The 21,210-nt window shown below is 63.5% G+C and carries 22 protein-coding genes and 1 tRNA gene; 6 read left to right on the forward strand and 17 right to left on the reverse strand.

Annotated elements, in window-relative coordinates; genetic code table 11:
- Positions 1–4: 4 nt before the first annotated feature.
- Positions 5–496 carry a hypothetical protein gene (locus KF733_02310; GenBank protein ID QYK56319.1) on the forward strand — a complete coding sequence of 164 codons (492 nt, stop codon included), beginning with the start codon at positions 5–7 and terminating at the stop codon, positions 494–496.
- On the opposite strand, the gene KF733_02315 is transcribed toward KF733_02310, so the two are convergent.
- On the reverse strand, positions 493–1,263 hold the full coding sequence (locus KF733_02315; GenBank protein ID QYK56320.1) for a TatD family hydrolase: 771 nt from the start codon (positions 1,261–1,263) through the stop codon (positions 493–495). The two genes, KF733_02310 and KF733_02315, sit on opposite strands and share 4 nt — an antisense overlap.
- A 67-nt stretch (positions 1,264–1,330) precedes the next feature.
- On the opposite strand from KF733_02315, the gene KF733_02320 reads away from it, so the two are divergent.
- Entirely contained in the window at positions 1,331–2,203 is an 873-nt protein-coding gene (locus KF733_02320) for a hypothetical protein (protein QYK56321.1), read from the forward strand.
- A 2-nt stretch (positions 2,204–2,205) separates the two neighbouring features.
- Here KF733_02320 and KF733_02325 read toward each other — a convergent pair whose 3' ends face one another.
- From KF733_02325 to KF733_02335, 3 genes are read right to left on the reverse strand one after another with little or no spacing between them, the layout of a single operon-like run.
- Positions 2,206–3,912 carry a long-chain fatty acid--CoA ligase gene (locus tag KF733_02325; protein ID QYK56322.1) on the reverse strand — a complete coding sequence of 569 codons (1,707 nt, stop codon included), beginning with the start codon at positions 3,910–3,912 and terminating at the stop codon, positions 2,206–2,208.
- Positions 3,913–4,254 (reverse strand): rhodanese-like domain-containing protein, encoded by a 342-nt coding sequence (locus KF733_02330; GenBank protein QYK56323.1) that lies wholly within the window; start codon positions 4,252–4,254, stop codon positions 3,913–3,915.
- Between the two features lie 22 nt (positions 4,255–4,276).
- Positions 4,277–5,596, reverse strand: a complete 1,320-nt coding sequence (locus KF733_02335) for a DUF58 domain-containing protein (GenBank protein QYK56324.1) — start codon at positions 5,594–5,596, stop codon at positions 4,277–4,279.
- A gap of 20 nt (positions 5,597–5,616) precedes the next feature.
- Here KF733_02335 and KF733_02340 point away from each other — a divergent pair, with 20 nt between their 5' ends.
- The 4 genes from KF733_02340 to KF733_02355 all read left to right on the forward strand — a co-directional run bounded on the left by KF733_02340 (position 5,617) and on the right by KF733_02355 (position 9,423).
- A complete protein-coding gene (locus tag KF733_02340) occupies positions 5,617–6,363 on the forward strand; it encodes an RDD family protein (protein QYK56325.1) in 747 nt (248 codons plus the stop codon).
- A gap of 240 nt (positions 6,364–6,603) precedes the next feature.
- Positions 6,604–7,695, forward strand: coding sequence for a DNA replication/repair protein RecF (locus KF733_02345; GenBank protein ID QYK57151.1), 1,092 nt, complete (start codon positions 6,604–6,606; stop codon positions 7,693–7,695).
- A gap of 17 nt (positions 7,696–7,712) precedes the next feature.
- Positions 7,713–8,000 (forward strand): DUF721 domain-containing protein, encoded by a 288-nt coding sequence (locus KF733_02350; protein QYK56326.1) that lies wholly within the window; start codon positions 7,713–7,715, stop codon positions 7,998–8,000.
- A complete protein-coding gene (locus tag KF733_02355) occupies positions 7,966–9,423 on the forward strand; it encodes a ComEC/Rec2 family competence protein (protein ID QYK56327.1) in 1,458 nt (485 codons plus the stop codon). Before KF733_02350 ends, KF733_02355 begins: the two co-directional genes overlap by 35 nt.
- Here KF733_02355 and KF733_02360 read toward each other — a convergent pair.
- From KF733_02360 to KF733_02420, 13 genes are all read right to left on the reverse strand, one after another.
- On the reverse strand, positions 9,420–12,026 hold the full coding sequence (locus KF733_02360; GenBank protein ID QYK56328.1) for a valine--tRNA ligase: 2,607 nt from the start codon (positions 12,024–12,026) through the stop codon (positions 9,420–9,422). The genes KF733_02355 and KF733_02360 overlap by 4 nt on opposite strands.
- Positions 12,027–12,114: 88 nt before the next feature.
- Entirely contained in the window at positions 12,115–12,927 is an 813-nt protein-coding gene (locus KF733_02365) for a phosphatidate cytidylyltransferase (protein ID QYK56329.1), read from the reverse strand.
- A gap of 112 nt (positions 12,928–13,039) precedes the next feature.
- The gene (locus tag KF733_02370) at positions 13,040–14,053 is read right to left on the reverse strand and encodes a PKD domain-containing protein (GenBank protein QYK56330.1); all 1,014 of its coding nucleotides are present in this window, start codon (positions 14,051–14,053) and stop codon (positions 13,040–13,042) included.
- An 8-nt stretch (positions 14,054–14,061) separates the two neighbouring features.
- On the reverse strand, positions 14,062–14,850 hold the full coding sequence (locus tag KF733_02375; GenBank protein ID QYK56331.1) for a TIGR00282 family metallophosphoesterase: 789 nt from the start codon (positions 14,848–14,850) through the stop codon (positions 14,062–14,064).
- 21 nt (positions 14,851–14,871) lie between these two features.
- Positions 14,872–15,327 carry a RecX family transcriptional regulator gene (locus KF733_02380; GenBank protein ID QYK56332.1) on the reverse strand — a complete coding sequence of 152 codons (456 nt, stop codon included), beginning with the start codon at positions 15,325–15,327 and terminating at the stop codon, positions 14,872–14,874.
- A complete protein-coding gene (recA, locus tag KF733_02385; protein ID QYK56333.1) occupies positions 15,324–16,376 on the reverse strand; it encodes a recombinase RecA in 1,053 nt (350 codons plus the stop codon). The genes KF733_02380 and recA overlap by 4 nt, the downstream gene beginning before the upstream one ends.
- A gap of 59 nt (positions 16,377–16,435) precedes the next feature.
- Positions 16,436–17,221 carry a sulfite exporter TauE/SafE family protein gene (locus KF733_02390; protein ID QYK56334.1) on the reverse strand — a complete coding sequence of 262 codons (786 nt, stop codon included), beginning with the start codon at positions 17,219–17,221 and terminating at the stop codon, positions 16,436–16,438.
- A 48-nt stretch (positions 17,222–17,269) separates the two neighbouring features.
- On the reverse strand, positions 17,270–17,779 hold the full coding sequence (locus KF733_02395; GenBank protein QYK56335.1) for a rhodanese-like domain-containing protein: 510 nt from the start codon (positions 17,777–17,779) through the stop codon (positions 17,270–17,272).
- 169 nt (positions 17,780–17,948) lie between these two features.
- Positions 17,949–18,024 (reverse strand) — tRNA-Arg (locus tag KF733_02400).
- Between the two features lie 50 nt (positions 18,025–18,074).
- Entirely contained in the window at positions 18,075–19,481 is a 1,407-nt protein-coding gene (locus KF733_02405) for an MBL fold metallo-hydrolase (GenBank protein ID QYK56336.1), read from the reverse strand.
- 17 nt (positions 19,482–19,498) lie between these two features.
- Positions 19,499–20,281 carry a sulfite exporter TauE/SafE family protein gene (locus KF733_02410; GenBank protein ID QYK56337.1) on the reverse strand — a complete coding sequence of 261 codons (783 nt, stop codon included), beginning with the start codon at positions 20,279–20,281 and terminating at the stop codon, positions 19,499–19,501.
- 27 nt (positions 20,282–20,308) lie between these two features.
- Complete coding sequence (locus KF733_02415) at positions 20,309–20,806, reverse strand: sigma-70 family RNA polymerase sigma factor (protein QYK56338.1); 498 nt, start codon at positions 20,804–20,806, stop codon at positions 20,309–20,311.
- Entirely contained in the window at positions 20,803–21,192 is a 390-nt protein-coding gene (locus KF733_02420) for a hypothetical protein (protein ID QYK56339.1), read from the reverse strand. Before KF733_02420 ends, KF733_02415 begins: the two co-directional genes overlap by 4 nt.
- Positions 21,193–21,210: the final 18 nt, after the last annotated feature.

Genomic DNA, 21,210 nt, shown 5'->3' on the forward strand with positions numbered 1-21,210 from the left:
CGACGTGAAGAAGCGGGGCGTCTCCAGATCGCCGCGGAAACAACGTTCTTGGGTGGGCAGGCTCGCTTGGGGAGCATTCATGTTCCTCTTGTTGCCAGCAGGTCTTTTTGCGGTGGGTTACAGCTTGATCGGCCCGCGCATAGGCCAGTACCCTGCGCTTCAAGCCGGGGCGGAGAGGGTCGCCGGTCTGGCAAACAACAAGAAGCCAAACGTTGCGCCAGCACCAGAAAAACCCGCACCAATCATTGAGATTTCCGTAGAGAAATCATCCGGCAAGAAGACGGCGGAAGATAGCAGGAAGACGCCGATAGAGGAGATTCCGAAGCCAACGCCAAAACGGAAGCCTAAGCCAGCCGAACCGGCTCGCGAAAAGGTCGAACCTGAGAAGGATTCCAAGAAGGTGGAGCAGCCAAAGCTTGAGACCACTCCCGCCACGCCAGAGAACGACCCTGCAAGCGGATCTGCGGCCGGCGCCAACGATACCGGCGGCGGCTAACTCGATAACTTCTTGAAGAACGCGTACGCGTCCCTCGTCGTTTGTTCTGCACACTCTCGAAGGGTGATGCCGAGAGTATCTGCCAGAGCCTGCGCAATGTAGGGAAGCCAAGCGGGCTTATTTCGCTTTCCCCGAAAGGGCTCTGGCGCCATCCAAGGGGCGTCTGTTTCGATGACAAGCCGCTCTGGGCTAAGTCCCGCCAGCACGGCGCGAAGATTCTCGGCTTTCTTATAGGTCACAGGGCCATCAACCCCGAAGAACGCCTCTAACTCTTGGGCTTTAAAGGCCTGCTCCTGAGTGCCGGCATAGCAGTGAAAGAGATACGGAATCCGCTGCCTCGGCGCAAGAATCGTTAAGAGATCGTCGTAAGCGTCGCGGCAATGGAACACCACAGGAACCTGCAAGGATTCAGCAAGTTCTAGCTGGGCAAGAAGGCATTTTTCTTGGATTTCTGGCGTTGCATGGTCTCGATAATAATCGAGACCGATCTCGCCCAGTGCGACAACCTTTGGATGGGACAGAAGTTCTGCGTACACCCGTAGGCTGCGGTCCTGAAAGTCAGAAGCTTGGTTGGGGTGGTGGCCAACTACGGCATAAACAGGTTCAAAGTGTTCGGCCAACTCTACGGCATAGCGGCTCGAATCCTCGTCCACTCCAACGACGATCATCTTTTCGACGCCCGCCTCCAGTGCCTCGTCGACCGCCGCTCCAGGCTCTGGGAAGGCGGAGCGGTCGTTCAGATGGCAGTGGGTATCGATCAAGACCAAGGGGGCACCGGGCCCTGAGCCTCGCGAATCGGCCCGGGCCTGCTATCGTATCGTATTCGAGTCGAACATGGCGGGCCGAAAGAAGCGAACGCCTTACCTGGCGAATTACCTGGATTGGTGCGCGACGCAGGAGCGCGCCGCCATGGCCACGTCCATGCCCCTGATCGGGTGCGGGACGACCGTGGTGGCCGGCACGCTCACGTTCTTGGCGAGCAACGCGGCCTTCGGAACGGTGAACGCCCTCCTCTTAGCAGGATTGACGGGCGCAGTGGCGACTTGGATCGTCACGGCGCTGGCAAAAGCGGCGAGCCGCAAGGAACCCGTCAGCGATAAAACACGCCGCGGATGGGAATCGGCGCGAGGGATGAAATCCCTTGCCGACACGCGTAAGCTCCACAAGTGGATGGACTTGCCGAACTTGGAGGTGCTCGACGCGGCAGCATTCCATTGGTCGCGAATCCATGGAAGTCTGAACCAGGCACCCTGGACAGATCAACATCTTCCCGAGCACTGGGTCCGCGTACGCGGCCAGGCCCTCGCCGCGGCCAACGAAGCGATGGCCGACCTCACGATCCTTGCTTCGCAGGTCGTCGGCCCGCCAAGCCGGGACAAAGAGCAGGAACTCGTCGAGATTGTCGAGGATCTGTTTGACCTTGATATCAAAGACGCCCTACAAGGATTGAAGTCGATGACTTCAGGGGACTGGCGGGAGTACACGCACAAAAGCCCCCAAAGCAAGTTTGTGTTTTCCCAGGCGCGGCCGATTGCGGAACGGCTGCAATCTTTAGCTGACGAGATCGAGAGAGCCAGCGTTGAAGTGAGGGAAGACATGACGCCTTTAGACTCTTATGGATCCAACAAGTCTCTTGACGCTGTGCTCTCCGAGCTCCGCGCCATTCGACAGGCAGAGGACGAACTCGAACAGCGACTGGGCCAGTGAACCTACTTCACGAGGTCATCGATTAGTGGCGCGTACTTCTCGCGCACGTACTTCCGTTTAACCTTTAAAGAAGGAGTGAGCTCACCATCTTCAATCGAGAATTCCTTGGTGAGGATGCGATAACGCTTGACTCGCTCATAATCGGCAAGTTGTTTATTGGCCAGCGCCACTTCGTGCCTAAAGATTTGTTGCGCCTCCTCCGATTCGACGAGATCTTCAAGAGATCCTGTTTTGTTCAAGAGCTCCGTCTTGAGCCGCTCGAAATTCGGCACGATGAGGGCGATGCAATGCTCCAGGCCGTCGCCGAAAAGGACGACTTCTTGGATAAACTCGCTCTCTTTCAGCTGCGCTTCGACCCTTTGCGGCGCTACGTTCTTGCCGTTAGCCAACACAAGAATGTCTTTCTTCCGGTCCGTAATCTTGAGGTGCGAGCCGGAAAACTCTCCGATGTCGCCGCTGTGGAACCAACCTTCTGTGTCGATGGCTAGCGCGGTCTCAGAAGGCAACTGGTAATAGCCTTTCATGACGGTCGTCCCACGAATGAGTATTTCTCCGTCGCTAGCGATCTTAACCTCGACCCCCGGAATCGGCTCGCCGACGGTATCGCTCCTGTTCCTATCCGGATGGTTCAGGCACGTTGCGGCCGTCGTTTCGGTCAGGCCATAGCCCTGCAAGATGCAAATGTTGAACCCTGAAAAGAAGTCGTTGACTTGGGGAGAAAGTGCGGCCCCACCGCTGACGAAAAACTTGAACCTTCCCCCAAACCGAGCGCGGATCTTTGAACCGACAAGCCTGTCCAGAACCGGATAAAAGGGGGCGAACTTACCACGCGACTTAGCACGAGCTTGGTCCAAGGCCCCCTCGAACATAAACCGCTGCAATCCCGACATCTTTTGGGCTGATTCCAAGATCCGGGTGCGCATCGATTCATAGAACCGAGGGACCGCGCAAGCGATCGTCGGCCTCACGGCGGCCATGTCCGAGGCCAGCGAGGCGATGGAGCGGGCATAGGCGATCGAGGCGCCGCAGGCGACCGGCAGGACGTGCCCCGCGACCCGCTCAAAAACGTGGGAGAGGGGCAGGAAACTGAGCCAGACGTCGTTCTCGTCAACTGGCCAATGGTTACGGATTGAAGAGCAAACTTGGATAAATCCGGCGTTTGCGAGCACCGCGCCCTTGGGCTGTCCAGTGGTGCCACTCGTGTAGATGATCGTCGCGATATCTTCGGGCCGCAGCTCGGCGGTGACGCGGTGCCACCCCTCGCGGGACAGGCCTCCGTCCGAGGGAAAGCCGCCGTCGGCGAGCGAAACGATGCCCAGCGGGGGCTCCGGATCGACCTTCGCAGCCTGCTTCTTGTCTTGGGCGAGCACGAGCCTCGCGCCAGAGTCTTTGACGATATAGCTGACCTGGTCGGCGGGCAGGGTGGGGAAGACCGGCACCAACACGAGCCCGAGCGTCTGGCACGCCCAGTCGATCAGGGCCCAATCAAGACAGGTCTCGCAGACCAGCGCGACGCGGTCGCCCGGCTTCAGCGCGTAGTGGTCCAGCGCGCGGGCATAGGCATAGACCTTCGCGTCAGCCTCGGAGTAGGTGATCGGCCGGTACCCCTGGCCCTCCGAGACAAGATAGGCGGGCCGGTCGGGCCACTCGCTTACGGCGCGCCGCCACAGGCCGCCTAGGGATCCAGCGTCTTCAATGCGGGTAGGCACTTATCGCTCAACCGTGTGGCCTGAGGCGGCAAATGCCAGCATTCCACCCTTTAAGTTGTACACTTCCGTCCAGCCAGCGTCGAGCATCGCGGAGGCTGCCTTGTCACTCCGGCGACCGCTGCGACAGACGCAAACGATTTCGGTGCCTTGACCAAGTCCTTTCAAATCAAAGCTGGACTTATCTGTCTCAAGAGACTCCAAGAAGGACTCTAGGGGCCAATTCAACGAGCCGGGGATGTGGCCGAGCGCGTACTCTTCGGGCTCGCGCACATCGACGAAGGTCAGCCCTTCGTGCGCCATAGCCTCATCCGGCGAAAGGACGGGCACCTCTCGAGGGGACATGCTGGCGACGATACCCCGCGCCCTAGATGACCGCCCTTTCCTTAAGGGCCGCGTACCGGGCGACGAGCGCGGAGCTGAGCTCGTCCGGCTCTGCTTCCAGGCTCTCGATCCGAGACGCAGAGAGCAGGGCGTCCGCTTTGCGCCGGTCAGTCTGGTACCAGGTCGCTGCTGCCCGGGCGAAGAGGGAACGGTCGTCCACGATCTCCGCGCGACGCAGCTCCTTAAGACGTGGGTCGCCAACGCGCACGACCATCAGCTTGTGGTGTCGGCGGACGTGGCCCAGGGCCTCAGCCAGCTCGCGCGCCTGGTCTTCGTTCTCTGCGTCCGTGAAGAGCACCACCAGCGAGCGGCGCTTCCACTTGGTGGCGAGATAGGCGAACGCGGTCGCGTAATCGGGCTGCACCGGTTCCGCCTGGACCCCATAGACCGCATCCAGGATCGCGGCGACTTGGGCACGGCCGCGCTTGGGAGCGATATAACGGTGGACGACATCGCTGAAGAGCAAAAGGCCGACCTGGTCGCCCGCCCGCTCGGCCGTGTGGAGCAACATCAACGCGGCGTCCAGGCTGTGGTCGAGCTTCTGCACGTCGTCGACCTCGCTGAGCATGTGCCGGCCCACGTCGAAGCAGACGATCACGCCTTGGTTACGCTCTTGCTCGAAGTTCTTGACGACGAGCTTGCCGCGCCGCGCCGTCGAGTTCCAGTCGATAAAGCGGAAGTCGTCCTCGTTGTAGTCGCGCAGGCTCTCGAACTCTGTGCTGATGCCGCGCCGCCGGCTCTTTCGCAGACCGGCCAGGGCCAGGTGCCCCCGGTTCTTGAGCAGCTCGAAGTCGCGCACGGCCTTGACGTTCGGATAGACCTTAACGGACTGCCGGGTCGAAGGGAGCTCGAAATCAAAATAGGCAAGACCGAGCGGCCCCAAGACCCGCACGAACGTGCAAGGAAACTCCGCGTCGCCGCGGGCAAGGGGGGTGAGCACATAGCCTAGGTCAATACGGGTGCCGCCCGCAAGCGAAAACTGGAACTCCTGACGATCTGCCACGCAGTCTTCTGGCAGCTCGTCGCGCACGCGGAGGCTCAGGCGCTGGTCGGTAAAGTTCTCGACCGAGATTTGCACCTTGTTGGCCTGTCTTACGGAAAGGACGGGGTCGGCGCGACGCTCGACCCCAAGGGGCGGCTGGCGCTTCGCAGCCTGGGCCAGGAACACCAGCAGGGCGAGAAGCGCCGCATTGTAAATCCAGAGCAGATACTCCGTACCAGGAACCACCGCGCCGAGCACAGCGAAGACGAGGCCGCCGGCAACGAGCGCCCAGAACCGCGGCTTCGGCACGATCTTTCCCATCCGGCGGTAGCATACATCTGTTGCGGGACCGGTATTTGATCCTCACCCCGGAGAAAGTGGTCGTCTCCTACCGGCTGGCCGGTGTCGGCGCCCGCGTCTCGGCTTATGCGGCCGACCTCGTCATCATCGCGCTCCTCCTTTCGGCCGTCTCCTTTTTGCTGGGCGCACTCACATTTCCGCTGGGGACCGAGGCCGTGACGGCCGTCACCGGACTCCTCTTTTTCGTGCTGTTCCTGGGTTATCCCATGTACTTTGAGGCGTTCCATCGGGGCCAGACGCCGGGGAAGCGGGCGATCGGCCTGCGCGTCGTGATGGCAGACGGCACGCCCGTCACGGCTGCCGCCGCCTCGTACCGCAACTTTCTGCGCCTTGCCGACATGCTTCCGTTGCTCTACCTGGCCGGGTTTCTCGCGATCTTCACAAACGCGCGTTCCCAAAGGTTGGGCGACCTCGCGGCCGGCACTATCGTGGTCCAAGAGCTTGGATCCAACCAAGCGTTCACACCCGCCCCCCACCGGGCCGGACTGCACTTTATGGAGCCCGGACTCACCGACCTGCGAAAGATGACGATGGAGGAGTACGTGGCGATCAAGCGGCTCTGTGACCGTTTTCCCTACCTTCCGCCAGAGACCCAGGTTCAGAGCCTGAAGGAGATATGGCATCCGTTCGCCACCCGGGTCGGAGTGGAGGTGCCTCCTGGCGTCCACCCGATCTACGTGATGGAGGCCGTCGTCATGAAGTACGGGCGTCTCCACAAACTGATCTGAATGATTCGTGGAGAAACGGTGGGAAAAGACGGAGCGCGTTTGGACTGGGATAACCGCGTCTGTTATCCACCGACTTTTCCCCGAAAGCAGGCTCTTCGTGTTAAAGTCTTTTGAACCCGGCGCGGCGTCGCTCTTAACCTGCCGCCCATTTTGGCCCGTGCTTTTCCACCAAACCCACGCGCTAAATATAAATACATCTCTTCAGATAAAGAAGGGGTTCCTTAGAGAAGGGGGTGGGGAATTCCCGTCCTGAGGCGCCTTGCCCTTGAGCGGTTTCGGAACTACTCGTTCATCGACCTCTCTCCCGAGCCGACGATGAACATTGTCTGCGGGCCGAACGGGAACGGGAAGACGAACTTGCTGGAAGGGATCGGCCTCCTTTCGACAGGGAGGCTCCTGCGCGCCACGAAGGACTCGCAGGCTCTGATGCTCGGCGAGACGGAGGCGCGTGCCAAGGGGTTTTGGGAAGATCCGGAATCTGAGATCGAGGTCGTGCTCCGGTTAAAGGGGAGGAAAACGGTCCGCTTGAACGGTTCGACCTTGGCGCGCGGTTCCGATTTGCTCGGCCGCAACCCTTCCGTCTCCTTTTCGACCCGCGACCTCGAGATCGTGCGGGGTGACCCAGCCAGCAGGCGCGCGTTCCTCGACGAGGAAATGGCGCAGACGCACCCGGCCTACTTGCGGCACCTCACCCTTTTTCGACGCGCCTTGGAGCAGCGTAACGCGCTCCTTCGCCACGCGCAGGAAGCCCACGTCCCGGCCGAGGAGTTCGACGCTTGGGAAGTTCCGCTGGCCGAGCATGGCGCGGCGATGAGGGCTATGCGGCGAGACTGGTTGGCCACTTTGGCACCACTGACCGCGGCGGAACATAGCCAGATTAGCCGCGGAGAGCCCTTCTCAGCCACTTATAAGGCGTCGGACGACTCCCAATCGGCCGAGGAGTTGAGAGAGGCCTTGGAGGGCCACAGAGCGGTCGATATCCATCGGGGGTCCACCAGCCGCGGTCCACATCGCGACGACATCGATTTCAAGATCCAGGGGCGGGACGCCCGGCTCCATGCCTCGCAAGGCCAACAGCGAACGGCGGTCGTTGCTGTGAAGCTTGCCACCCTGGAAATGGCGCGCAACCAGCTGGGAGTGACGCCTGTCTTTCTGCTGGACGACGTCTTTTCAGACCTAGACGTCGACCGCAGAAAGCACCTCGTCGCCAGGGCGGAGACTCTGGGGGGCCAAGTGTTCTTGACCTGCACTGAAGCAGAACTGGCCGGAGAAAAATTAAAGCAAAACGCGTGTGTGTTCCGGGTAGAGTCCGGCGGGGTGGTGAAGGCATGAGAAGGCTCTCAGAGCTAATGCCGGTCGTTTTAGAGCAGAAAGAGGTCTTGCGCGCGGCTCGGGCGCAGGTCGCGCTCAGGCGCTGGGAAGAGGCCGTCGGCAAAGTGCTGGCCGAGAAGACCCTCCCGGATCGCTTTGACCAGGGCACGCTTTGGGTCTATTGCACAGGCTCAGCCTGGGCGCAGGAGCTCCGGCTCCACGAAGACCAGATCGTCGAAAAGTTAAACTTTATAGCGGAGGAACATGGTCTTTTCCGCTCAATCAAGATCGGTGTCAGGCCTCCGCGACGAGCCTTCTCCCTTTGAGACGCTCTCCGAGCAGCTAGCCGGTCGGCCCTCTCTTGTGGCCTTCGGCGCCTTGGTGATCGGTTTATCGACCGCGTTTTCGGTCGTCAATGTCGTGTACGCGGTGTTGCTGGCCGCGCTTGTGTTCCGCCGGCTAAAATCGCTGGTCCTCCTGCTAGTCCCGCTTCTTGTCGGCTTGCTCTTGCGGCCCCTTCCGGTCCAACCGGTCACGGAAAAGGGCCAAACCCTGCGCGGGATCGTGGAAGTGGTCGGCGTTCCGAACGTGACGCCAAAGGGGCAGACAATGCCCGTGCTCTTTGAAGGGAAGCGCTACCGTCTCTTTGTCAAGGGCGAGTCTGACGCGACGATGGGCGACCGCCTCGCGGTCGAAGGCGACATCGAGCCCTTTCGGGATGTGGGCAGTTCGCCGCGCTATGAGGCCGGCATGGTCTTCCCTGACTCGCCCCCGACGCTGATCTCGCGCGGTTTCTTCTTTTGGAGGTTGGGCGGGGAAGTCCGGGCGTCGTTCCTGCACTTCTTGGACCAGTTCAGCGACGTGCGGACTCAGCCCACGATCGCGGCGCTTTGCTTCAACGTGACCGCGGGCCTTAGCGACGGGGACTGGGACTTGCTACGGCGCAGCGGCACGATCCATATCGTTTCGACTTCGGGCTTGCATGTGGTCATCGTTGCGGCCGCCTTGGCCCTTGCGCTTGCCAAGACTTCGGTCCCTCGCTGGGCACAGCTCCTCATTCTCCTTGCGCTGCTCTTGCTTTATTCGGCCGCGGCCGGGTTTCGCCCCCCCATGCTTCGCTCGGTGGTGATGGTCCTCGTCTGGCTGGCCGCCTATTTCTTCCGGCGCTCTCCGGACGGGCTCTCGGCCCTTTCGTTCGCGGGGATCGTCCAACTCCTGATTTGGCCTCCCTCGGTTGCCGACATCGGGTTCCAGCTCTCGTTTGCGACGGTCGGCAGCCTAGTCTTGTTCGGCCCGCGGTGGCAGTCGAGGCCGGGGGCATCCGTGGTCAAGCGGGCGCTCTTCGCGGCGCGCGACCTCGTCTGGGTGAGCACGGTGGCGAGCCTTACCGCCCTTCCACTCTTGCTCTACCACTTCCACGAAGCCTCTCTGGTCGCGCCGCTCGGGAACATCCTTGTGGTGCCGTTTGTCGCGCCGGTCGTGATCGGTTCTTTGATCGCGTGGATGCTGTCTGCGGTCGCGCCGGTTGCGCTCTTCATCATGAAAGTCTTGGTAGACCCGCTCGCGGCTTGGATCGGCGTGGCGGTCGGGACGGTGGGGAGCCTTCCGTTCGGCTATTTCGCGTCCGGGCCCGTCTCACCGATCTGGTCCGTCATGATGGGGCTCGGCCTTCTTCTGGCCTGGCGGCCCCGTTTTCGGCCGGCGGACGACGTCGAGGGTGTCGTGCCCACCGGCGTTGTCGTGTCCTAGCCCCCGAAGAGGGCCTTGCGCTCGTGGAGCTTTTGCAGGGCGAGCTCCTTTTCCGCGAGCAGGGCCCGCTGCTCTTCCACCACATCGGCCTTCGCCCGCGCCACGAAGTTCGGGTCTTCTAAACGCTGTCTCAGCTTCACCAAGTCGGCCGAGACCTTCTCGATTTCCTTAGCCACGCGGGCCTGCTCCTTTTCTTCGTCGACCAGCCCGGCGGTCGCCAGGTGCAGGGTGAGCAGTCCCACGGTCTGGGCCAGGGCCTTTTCATTGGGCTTTCCTGGTTCCAGGCGCTCGAGCCACGCCTGGGTGCGGACGATCTCTTCGCCCCCTTCCAGGTCGCCCTCGAAATATGCGGTGGCTGCGACCTTGCCGGGGTCGATGCCGAGTTCGCTCCGCAGGGCGCGGATCGTCCGCACGATCTCCCGCCATGTTTCGACCCGCTCCTCCTCTTCGGGCGCGACCCATGCTTGGTCGATCTCCGGCCAGGCGCTCGCCATGAGGAACGGCGCCTTGCCCTCGACGGGGAGGTGGCTGTAGACCTCTTCGGTCACGAAGGGCATGAGCGGGTGCGCCATCTTCAAGAACGCCTCGAGCGCGGTGACGAGCACCCACTGGGGGGTGCCCCGGCGAGCGGGATCGGTCAGGCGGTGCTTCGAGACCTCGATGTACCAGTCGCACACCTCGTTCCAAAAGAAACGGTAGAGCGCTTGGGCGGCCTGCTGCACGTCGTACGTCTCGTAGGCCGCGGTGACGGTTGCCTCGGTCCGGACGAGCCGGCTGAGCAGCCATCGATCGACGGTCTCGAGTTCGACGGGCTTCACTCCGGTATAGCCCTCCAGGTTCATGAACACGAACCGGGAGGCGTTCCAGATTTTGTTGCAGAAGTTCCTTGCGTCGGTCGTGCGGCGCTCGCTGTACCGGATGTCCTGGTTCATCCCGGTCTGGCTGAAAAGCGTATAGCGGAGCGCGTCAGCCCCCTTTTCTTCGATGACCTCGTTCGGGTCGACGCCGGTGCCAAGGCTCTTGCTCATGCGCTTTCCGTCCTCGGTCAGCACGGTCGCATAGATATAGACCTCGCGGAACGGGATGTCCTTCATGTAGTCCAACCCGAACATCACCATCCGCGCCACCCAAAGGTAAAGGATCTCGCGGCTGGTCACGAGGACGCTGGTGGGGTAGTACCGCGCCAAATCCGGGGCCTGCTGAGGCCAACCCAGGGTCGCGAAGGGCCACATGCCGCTGCTGAACCAGGTGTCGAGGACGTCTTCGTCCTGTTTGACGATCTTCTTGGCGCCCGCTTTTGCCTGGGCGTCCTCCCAGCTGAGCCCCGCGAAGGCCTCACCGTCCTCAGTGTAAAAGACCGGTACCCGGTGCCCCCACCAGAGCTGGCGGCTGATGTTCCAGTCGCGGATGTTCCGCATCCAGTCCAGGTAGACCTCTTTATAGCGGGCAGGGACGAACTCGATCCGGCCGTCCTCAACGCACTCGATGGCGGGGGCCGCGAGCTTCGCCATGTCGGCGAACCACTGCTCGCTGGCGAGGGGCTCGATCACCTCACCGCTCCGTTCGGAGATGACCAGGGCGATTTCGTGGTCCTCTACCTTTTCCAAGAAGCCTTTTTCTTCCAGGTCGGCGACGATCCTTTTGCGGGCCTCGTAGCGGTCCAGCCCGGCGTAGGCACCGCCCTCGGGAGCGATCTTAGCGCTTTCGTCAAGGAGGATGGGCATGGGGAGGCTGTGTCGCCGGCCGACCTCGAAGTCGTTTGGGTCGTGGGCGGGCGTGATCTTCACCGCACCGGTTCCGAACTCGGGGTCCGGGTATTCGTCCGCGATGAGCGGGATCTCGCGGCCGACCAGCGGCAAGACGAGCGTCTTGCCGACCTTGCCGTCATAGCGCTTGTCCTTTGGGTGGACGGCCACGGCGACGTCGGCGAGCATCGTCTCCGGGCGCGTGGTCGCGATCGTGACGTGGCCGGTTCCGTCGGCGAAGGGATACCTGACGTGGTAGAGCTTGCCCTTGGTCGTCCGGCGCTCGGTCTCGATGTCGCTGACGCTGGTCTTCAGCACCGGGTCCCAGTTCACCACCCGCAGCCCCTTATAGATGACGCCGCGCTCGAACCAGTCGACGAAGACGCGGAGCACGGCCTCGTGGTAGCCAGGGTCGAGCGTGTACCGTTCCCGGCTCCAGTCGAAGGCGCAGCCCAGGTCGCGCAGCTGGCGCAGGATGGTGCCGCCGCTCTCTTCCTTCCACTGCTTCGTCCGCTCGATGAAGGCTTCCCGTCCGATTTGGTACGGGCTTGAGCCCTCCTTCTTGAGCAGCTTGGTCACGACGGACTGGGTTGCGATGCCGGCGTGGTCCACGCCCGGCAGGATGAGGACTTCGTAGCCCTTGAGCCGCTTGTACCGGCCCAAGAGATCTTGGAGGGGGTAGCACAGGGCGTGGCCCATGTGCAGCGAGCCTGTGACGTTCGGGGGAGGGATGGTGATCGAGTAGACCGGTCGGCCCGCGCCCGGCTGGGGCTGGAAGAGGCCCGCCTCTTCCCAGCGGGCATACCATTTCGACTCGACGGAGGCGGCTTCGTAACGGCTCGGCAGTTCATCAGGCATGGTGCTTTGGCTCCTGTCTTGAGCGAGAGGAAGTGTACCGGCGGGTGCGGCCGCCTGCAGGACGGCGGGTTTCACGTGTTACAAACCCCTACGGCCAGGGGCCGTTGCGGAACAGCTGGGGCGCGGCGAGAAGCAGGTAGCCTGTGGTGACCGGGGCGGAAAGGAGCAGGCTGTCGAGGCGGTCGAGGACGCCCCCGTGCCCCGGCAACGCGCCCCCGCTGTCCTTTACGCCGGTCGCCCTCTTCAGGCCGCTCTCCAGGAGGTCGCCGGCGAGGCCGAAAGTCGTGGCAAGCGCACCTGCCCCGACCGAGACGGGAATCGGGGCCCCGATCGCCATTCCGATGCCGACGGCGGCAAGGATGGCGCCCGCCGCACCGCCGAGCGCCCCCTCCCACGTCTTGCCAGGGGAGACGGCCGGTGCGATTTTGTGCCGCCCGAGCAGTTTGCCGACCACGAGGGCGAGCGTGTCGCCCGCCCAAAGAGGGCCTACGATGAGGAGCACCACGTTCGGGGAGAAATCCGCGCTCTGCACTGCCTGGCTGTGGGCCAGCACGACCGAAGCGACCGGGGCTCCGAGCCAGCACGCCGCCATAGGAGACGCCCATTCCCGCCGCATCGCCACGGCAACGCCATAGACGCCGGCGACGAAGAAGGCAAAGGCGGCCGCCCACGCAAGCGTCACGAGATCAAGGGCGCGGAGCCCCAGCGGGACGAGGAAGCTCAGGGCCAGCCAAGCCAGCGCCGGCCGTGGACGGTCCTCGATCCCGGTGAGGTGGACCATCTCGATAAAGCCGATCGCCAAGACGCACAAGGCAAGCGCAAGCACGCCCCACGGCTTGTCCCAGAGAATGCCGCCAAGGGCGAGGGCCAAAGTCAAGAGCCCGGTCGTTAAGCGCCTCACCAATCCCCCCGACGACAAAAGCGGGCCTCTCGTCGCAAGCCCGCAGTGTGATAAAGAACGGGGGCCGCCGTCAAGACGGAGACCCCCGGCTTCGCCTCCAACGCCTGTCCCCTTAAGGGTTGATCTCGACCGTCGAGGTGGTCTTGTACGGCTCTTTAAGTCCGTACTGGTCGATGATTGTCAGGGTCACGGTGAACTTGCCCGGTTTGCGGAAGCGGCGTCGGACCACAGGCCCTTCGGCGTCCACTTGGATCCCGTCGGAGTCGTCAAAGTCCCATTGATAGCGCAGCGGCACGGAACCGCCGAACCCGCTCGCGAGGAAGGTCAGCTCTTCGCCCAAGCCGCGGTTCTGCTCCCTCGGCTCGACCTCGCCGTAGATCGGCGTCGCGTCGTTTACGATGCGGGCTTCGCCGACGTTGAACGAGGCGACCGCGTCGCCCGCCAGCGCGATCGACTTGATCTCCTTGTTCGTGTTCCCGAAGCCGCGGATCGCCTGCAACGGGATCGATGCCTTCATCCAGCCCCGTTCGTCGGCGACCCGGCCCTTCACGTCCAGGAAGGCTTCGGAGCGCTTGCCGTCGCTCGTCTCGATCACCAGGCGCACCTTTTCAAGTTCGGTCTCCGCCTGGACGGTGGCCGTGTTCGACTGCTGGTTCGCGCCTGCGCGGCCCCGAGCCCCGGAGCCGGGGTTCTGGCCGCCCGCGGTACTGCCTCCCCGGCCCGCCGGGCTCCCGCCTGCGCCCAGGTCCGGAGCGCCGCCACCGCCCGCACCGGCTGCGCCGCCTCGTTTCCGGGTGAAGGCAGGAGCCCCGCCCTCGCTTGTCTTCGCTCCGGGCACGTGGAGCGTGAACTGGAGCAGGTTGTTCTTGTCCCCATAGGCGTCGGCGAGGGAAACGGCGTTCGAAAACGTGACGATGCCGCCCTGGAAGAAGTTGCGGCTACTGACCCGTAGCGAATTCGAGCCTTCAAATGCGGTCTCGTCCGTTTCGCGGATCGTCCCGCTCCCCCAGCGTTCCAGGGTGATGCCCTGGTCGGCGATCGAGCGGGTCGGCGTATAAACCACTTGGGCACCGCAGACGGCGCCAAGGGCCAGCGCGGCGATGGGGGCGACGGTTCGCAGTTTCATAATGCTTCTCACGGTCGTCGGATGCGCTGGATTGCTAGCGCGCGTCCAGAACTCCCTTCTACCTTAATCACGACGCCGCAAACGACGCCTGGTTTCTCCGCGACCTCAAACCGGGTCGGCAGACCGGTGCGAAACCGGTGGAGAATGATGTCCTTATCGACGCCGATGACGCTAGGCTGCGGCCCGCACATACCGACGTCGGTGATATAGGCGGTCCCGCCCGGCAAGACTTGCTCGTCGGCCGTCGTGACGTGGGTGTGGGTTCCGACAACTGCCGTCGCCCGCCCTTCCACGTGGAAGCCGAAGGCGACCTTTTCGCTCGTAGCCTCGGCGTGGAAATCGATGAACACGTGGGGCGTGTCGCACTGCTCTAGAATCTCGTCGATCGCTCGGAACGGGTCGTCGTAGCCGTCCAGGAAGACCCTTCCGCAGAGGTTGACGACCTTCAATCGAGTGCCGTCCCGCTCGATCGTGGTCACTCCGTAGCCGGGGTTGGCCGAGGGCAGGTTGGCGGGGCGGATGATGTAATGGCTCTTTTTCAAGTAGTCGTAGATCTCCTTCTTGTTGAAGGCATGGTTGCCGAGCGTGACGACGTCGACCCCGCTGATGAAGAGCTCGTCGGCAATTTCCGGCGTAATGCCGACCCCGGAGGCGCTGTTTTCGCCGTTCACGATCGTGAAGCGGGGCTGGAACTCGGATCGGAGCTCGGGAAGGGCGCGGTGCACGGCCTCTCTCCCGGGACGGCCGACAATATCGCCCAGGAACAAGATGCTGTAGGCGTCTTCCACGCCTGCCATGCTACTCCGGAACCCGTCCCCTTAGCCGTCCCAGTCCGGGAAGAAAGCTTCCAGCGCCGAACGGACGGCCTCCTCGCTAAAGCCCCTTCCCGCCAGGAACCGGGCCGCCTTTCCCATGTCCGCCCCCTCTTTGAACTTCGCGCGCAGGGCGGCGAGGGCGTTCTCGCACTCTTCCTTTTCGGAGTATTCCCGGCTCGTCTGGTCGATCACGTCTTCGCCGACTCCGCGGCGTTCCAGTCGGGCGGAGAGCAGCCCGCGCCCGATGCGACGGGGGCCCTTTGCGAGCTCAGTCTCACGTTCGGCGACCCGGGAATCGTCCACGAAACCTTCTTTCGTGAGGCGCGAGGAGATTTCGTCGGCGAGGTCCGGATCGACCCCTTTGAGCTCCAGGTGTAACCTCACCTCGTTCGCCGTCCGGTCGGCCCGCGAAAGGAACCGGACGGCCAGTTGGAACGCGCGTTGACGGTCGGGGCTCACTCTTCGATGATCGAGGCGACCGCGACTTCGACCGGCGGCATCAGGACGGCCTTGACCTTGGCCTCGATCTCGTTCGCCACCTCCGGATTGTCCTCAAGGAAGGTGCGGGCGTTGTCCCGGCCCTGGCCCAGCCTCGTGTCCTCATAGTTGTAGTAAGTGCCGGCCTTCCCGACGATCGAGTGCTGCACGGCGAGGTCCAGCATGTCGCCGCACCGGCTGACCCCGTGGCCGAAGATCAGGTCGAACTCCGCTTGGCGGAAAGGCGGCGCCACCTTGTTCTTCACGATCTTGACCTTCGTGCGCGCGCCGTAGGCGTCGGCGCCGTCCTTCAGGAGCTCGCCGCGGCGGACCTCCATGCGGACGCTCGCCCAGAACTTGAGGGCGCGGCCGCCCGGCGTCGTCTCCGGATTGCCGAACATCACGCCGATCTTCTCGCGGATCTGGTTGATGAAGATGACCGCCGTCTTCGTCTTGTTGACCGAGCCGCCCAGCTTTCGCAGGGCCTGCGACATCATGCGGGCCTGGAGCCCGACGAAGCTGTCGCCCATGTCGCCCTCAATCTCGCTCTTGGGCACGAGGGCCGCGACCGAGTCGAGGACGACGATGTCCATCGCTCCGCTGCGGATCATCCCGTCCATGATCTCAAGGGCCTCTTCGCCGGTGGTCGGCTGGGAGACGTAGAGGCGGTCGGTATCGACGCCCAGCATCTTTGCGTACTCGGTGTCGAGCGCGTGCTCGGCATCGACGAAGAGCGCCATGCCGCCCAGCCTTTGGGCTTGGGCGACGCAGTGGAGCGCCACCGTCGTCTTGCCGCTCGATTCCGATCCATAGATCTCGGTGATGCGGCCTCGCGGCACCCCGCCGACGCCCAGTGCCACGTCCAGCGACAGCGCCCCGGTCGGGATCGCCTCGATCGATTTCGAGGCCTCGTCGCCAAGGCGCATGACCGAGCCCCGGCCAAAGCTCTTCTCAATCTGTTGCAGAGCTAGTTCAAGGGCGCGTTCCTTCTCGCTCGCGCCGTTCTTTTCAATGCTCTCCCCGCGTCTCATACGTGCACATCAGTATACGCAACAGGGCAACGTAACGCAACCCTTTTGACAGGGATTTTTCAGAAAGGCCCGAAGGCCTTCCAGAAGAACCATGCCGTCATGCCAACCCCATAGACGACGATGAGGCGGCGTAAAGTTTCGGAGGGCACGCGCTGGCTGAGCCTTGCCGAGAAGAAACCGCCGAGCACCGAGCCCGCCATAACGGCCAGGCAAGGGCCCCAGGAGACCAGTCCCCGGACGATGAAAAGGGTGCTCGCCGCGATGTTGATGACCACCGAGAGCCAGTTCTTCAACGCGTTCATCCCGTGCACGTCGTGGTCCGCGAGCAGGCCGATCACGGCCAGCATCATGATCCCCATCCCCGCGCCGAAATAACCGCCGTACAAGCTTACTGCGAACTGCAAAAGGCCGCCCAACAGTCCCATCGAACTCGGGTGGCGGCCCTCCGTCCGCTCCACCGCCCATCGCCGGATCGCTGGCTGAAAAGCGAGGAGCAGTGTCGCGATAAGAATAAGAAAGGGTACCAAAACTTGAAAACTTCTGGCTGACGTGGTAACGAGGAGCCAGGCACCCACCGCCGAGCCGAGGACCGTCGGGGGCAGGAGCAGCCACAGGTAGCGCTTGGTCTCCGCAAAGCGGTTCGCATAGCCGAGCGCGCCGGAAAGGGAGCCTGGCCAGAGCGCGACCGAGTTCGTGGCGTTCGCCGGCAACGCCGGCATCCCGAGGCCGACGAGAGTGGGGAAGGACACCAGCGACCCCCCTCCCGCAATCGCGTTCACCGCCGAGGCGGCCAACCCCGCCAAGAAGAGGAGCGCGAGGCCCAAAGGGCTCTCAAGTGCCGGCACGCGAGCGGTGTACCCCAGGGGGAGCGGGATGAGGAGGCGGCTGGCGGGTTATGAGTTCCAGGGCATTCGCTTCAGGGCCAGCGTCATCGGGCAAATGCCGGTGAGGGCGTGGAGCAGGAGCCCAAAAGTGGGGAGCAGGGCGAGGTAGACCCAGCCAAGCGCGACTTCGTTCGCGAGCACAAGGGCCGCGAGCAGGATCAACCCTGCGGCCAGATGGGCTTGGCGGGTCAGGGTTTCGGCATCGGCGGGCTCCGATTCCAACTCGAACCCGGCTGCGCGCCAGGACGCGATTCCCCCGGCAAGGTTGTGCGCCTCCGACGTGCCGTCCAACTGGTTGCAGGCGACCCGCGAGCGGTTACCGGCTGTGCAGACGGAGACCAGGGTCTCGTGCGCCTGGGCCAGCGGGGTCGCGGCGGACTTCTGCCCGAGCGGCGCATTGGTCGAACCCGGAATATGGCTGCGGCGGAACTCGCCCGGAGTCCTCACGTCGACGATCCTGAGCTTTTCCCCGGCGTCCATCCGGGCTCTGATCTGTTGGGGGGTAAGTTCGCGATTCATGGCCTCCGCAGGTTAGAGGCGGCCTCGCGCCGCAAGGGTGCATCGTTATGCGGGTCCGTGACGACCTTCCCGAGCTTGCCGCTTCTTACGTTTCTGAGAGCGGGGCGGGGCGGGCGCGGCTGCGGAAGCAGGAAGCGGCCCGAACGGCGGCCCCGCGGCCCAGGGGGAGTGGCGCCCCGGAGAGGACTCGAACCTCCGACAAACGGCTTAGAAGGCCGCTGCTCTATCCGCTGAGCTACCGGGGCGGGCTGTCCAGTCTACCGACGCCTCGGATGCCTTCCTGGACTTGCCGGGCCTAATTTGCCGCGGCCCGCGGCTCGTGCACCTCGGCAATCTCGGCGTACGTGGCCCGCAGGGGCAACACGTCGGAGAAGCCCGCCTGCTGCAAGACCGAGGCGGCGATGACAGCGCGGGTTCCCCCGGCGCAGTGGATCAGAAGGCGCGTGTCGGCGGGTAGCTCGGCGGCCCGCCGAGCGAGGGAGCCGAGCGGAATGTGCCGGGCGCCCTCTAGGTGCGATCGGTCCCACTCGCTCGCGTTTCTCACGTCGAGGACGACCCCCTTCTCGTTCACTTGTGCGGCTGTCCCAAGCTGAGTCTTTTCCAAGGCTCCGCCCGAAGCCGCATAAGCGCTTAGCTCTGCCGGGCCGAACCAGCCAACGACCCGGTCGAGTCCGATCATGGCCATTTCGCGAGCAGCGCGCTCCGCATCGGCCGCGTTCGCCGCGACGAGCAGGATGTCCCGTTCATAGGGAAGGAGCGATCCTACCCATGTGACGAACTGCCGAGCGAGCGGAATGAAAAGGCTCCCCGGAACGTGGCCCTCGGCGAACTCGGGGGCTGTGCGGAAGTCGACGACCACACGGTTCGGATCCGGCGTCAAAAGGTCGATGTCTTGCCGGTGGGCCGGGGTCGGGAGCTGGCCGAGGATGGGCGCCCCGACCTTATTGAGGCGCTTCATCTCCGCGAAGTAAGCGGGCGGCTCGGGCTGCCCGCTGAGCACTTCTTTCACGAACTCGTCCTCCGATTCCACCTTGAACCCCCAATTCGTGAGGCGCTCATAGCCGAGGGAGCTCACGGGAACGCCCCCCAGGCTCTTTCCACAAGCCGAACCCGCGCCGTGTGACGGCCAAATGAGGAGGTGGTCTGGAAACCGCGCCCAGCTCTGGATCGACGAATAGAGGGCGCGCGCGCCCGGCTCTTGCGTCCCGACGAGCCCTGCGGCTTGCTCCAGTAGGTCCGGCCGACCGACGTCACCGACGAAGATGAAGTCTCCAGTGAAGGCGCCGAGCGGCTCTGGGGAAAGGGACTCGTCAGTCATGATGAATGCGATATGTTCAGGGGTATGGCCTTCAGTCTTGCACACATCTAAGCGAACATTGCCGATTTGGAGGGTGTCGCCATCCTGGACGAGTTTCACATGGGGATCGTGCTCGAAGCCGTACTTCCACTCCGAGCTGCCCTCGTTCGAGAGGTACATGGTTGCGCCGGTTGCGGCACTTAGCTCGCGTGCGCCCGAGACGTAATCCGAATGGATGTGGGTTTCTGCGATCGCGGTGATGCGCAGGCCGTGTTGCGCGGCGGCCTCGAGATAGCGCGCGACGTCGCGGTTCGGATCGATTACAACGGCTTCGCCCGCGCCGGGACAGCCGACCAGGTAGCTTGCATGGGCGAGGCCAGCATGGTAGAAGCGCTCGAAGATCATCTACGCTGTAGAGTATCCTATATTGGGGCTGGTTGCAAGATCTCCTTTGACAGAAGGAAGAGGGCCATTGCGAGGACAAACCATGCGAAGGCGGGGCGCAACTTCCCCCCGTCGATGCGCTTGCCGAGGGCTTGGCCCATGAAGAGCCCGACCAAGGCGACGGCGACCACTCCACCCATGAACGGCCAGTCAACGGGTTCGGGGCGCCCCAGTTCGCCAGTGAAGCCGACCAAGGACTGGACGGCGATGACTCCGAGGGAAGATCCCACCGCTTCCTTCATGCGGAGGCCGGCGAAGAGCGCAAGCGCCGGCACGATCATGAATCCGCCGCCGGCGCCGACGAGCCCGGCGAGGGTGCCGACGCCGAAGCCGAGCAGAGCGAGGAGGGCGGGACGCGTCTCGGTCGCCTGCTCGTCCGGCTCCCTTGAGCGCATCATGAGGACGGCAGCGAACGCCATGAGGAGCGCAAAGATTAAGATTAGGTAAGAGTTCTTAGACACTTGCGCGATTTGGTGGGGAAGGAGCGGCACCAGCCACTTGCGGATGGCGAACACGGTGGCCACGGACGGGATCGCGAAGGGCACCACCCTCGCGAAGTCTACGTTCCCCAAGCGCCATGCCCGGACCGTGCCGACGAGCGCTGTCGCACCGACGACGAGCAACGAGTCACCGGTGGCCAAGGTGGCGGGGACTCCGAACAGGTACACCAGCACCGGCACGGTCAGGATCGAGCCGCCGCCGCCGAGCAGCCCCAGGGTCAGACCGATGGCGAGGGTCGCGATCCAACCGTAAACCTGCATCTCTCTCCAGTTTCGAAGGGAACCAGGCTAGCAGAGCGACTTGTCCAGGCGCTCCCGAATCTGTCTCCGCGCCCGGAAGAGCCGCGATTTCACCGCGGGGACGGTCAGCCCGAGTTCGCGCGCCGTCTCTTCGGCAGACCGCTCCCCAATCTCGCGCAACTCGTAGACGGCACGGTCCATCGGGGTAAGCGACTTGACGGCCGAAGTGATGCAGTGGCGCATTTCTTCACGGGAGATCTCGGTCTCGGGGCCGGGGCCGCTCGCGGGATGCTGGTCGAGCCTTTCCGAATCGACGATCGGCAAGAGCGCCTCCTTTCGTCTCAGGTGCCCGCAAGCCCGCCTGCCGATGCTGGTAAGCCAGCCCCGGAAGGCCCCTTCATCGCGCAGCTTTTCCATGTGGCGATACGCCGCAAGCAACGCTTCGACGAGCACGTCCTCGGCATCGTCATGGTTGCCACAGACGCGGACCATTTGCTTATAGACCGCGTCCTTGTGCTTCGCGACCAGGCGGTCGTAGTCTTTCATCGGGTCTTGGACGAGGTCGATATGACCAAACCGAGTGCGGCGAGGCCGGCGACCGCGGCCGGGGCGAGAGCCGGAGGCAAGTTTCGGCGCTCCGTTTTCAGGGTGAACAACTCTGTGAATCGGGCTAGGTTCCCATCGGTATGCTTGTACATTCCGAAGAGACCCGCCCCAATTCCGACGGCGAAGACGGTGGTGGCAAGGCTCCGCATCGCTGCGTACTTGGTCAGGGCGGCGAGGCTCGTTAAGGCGGCGATGCCGCAGTAGACGATGGGAATCCAACCCTCCCAGTACTCCTCGACAATGTTGCGGTGCTCGAAGCGGACCTCGATGCCGAGCACCAGGAACGCTGCCGCGATGAGGCACAGGAGGAGCGGTCGGCGGTTCACCGAACTATTTTGACGTCT

Source organism: Fimbriimonadaceae bacterium (genome assembly GCA_019454125.1).
Taxonomy (GTDB): Bacteria; Armatimonadota; Fimbriimonadia; order Fimbriimonadales; family Fimbriimonadaceae; genus JALHNM01.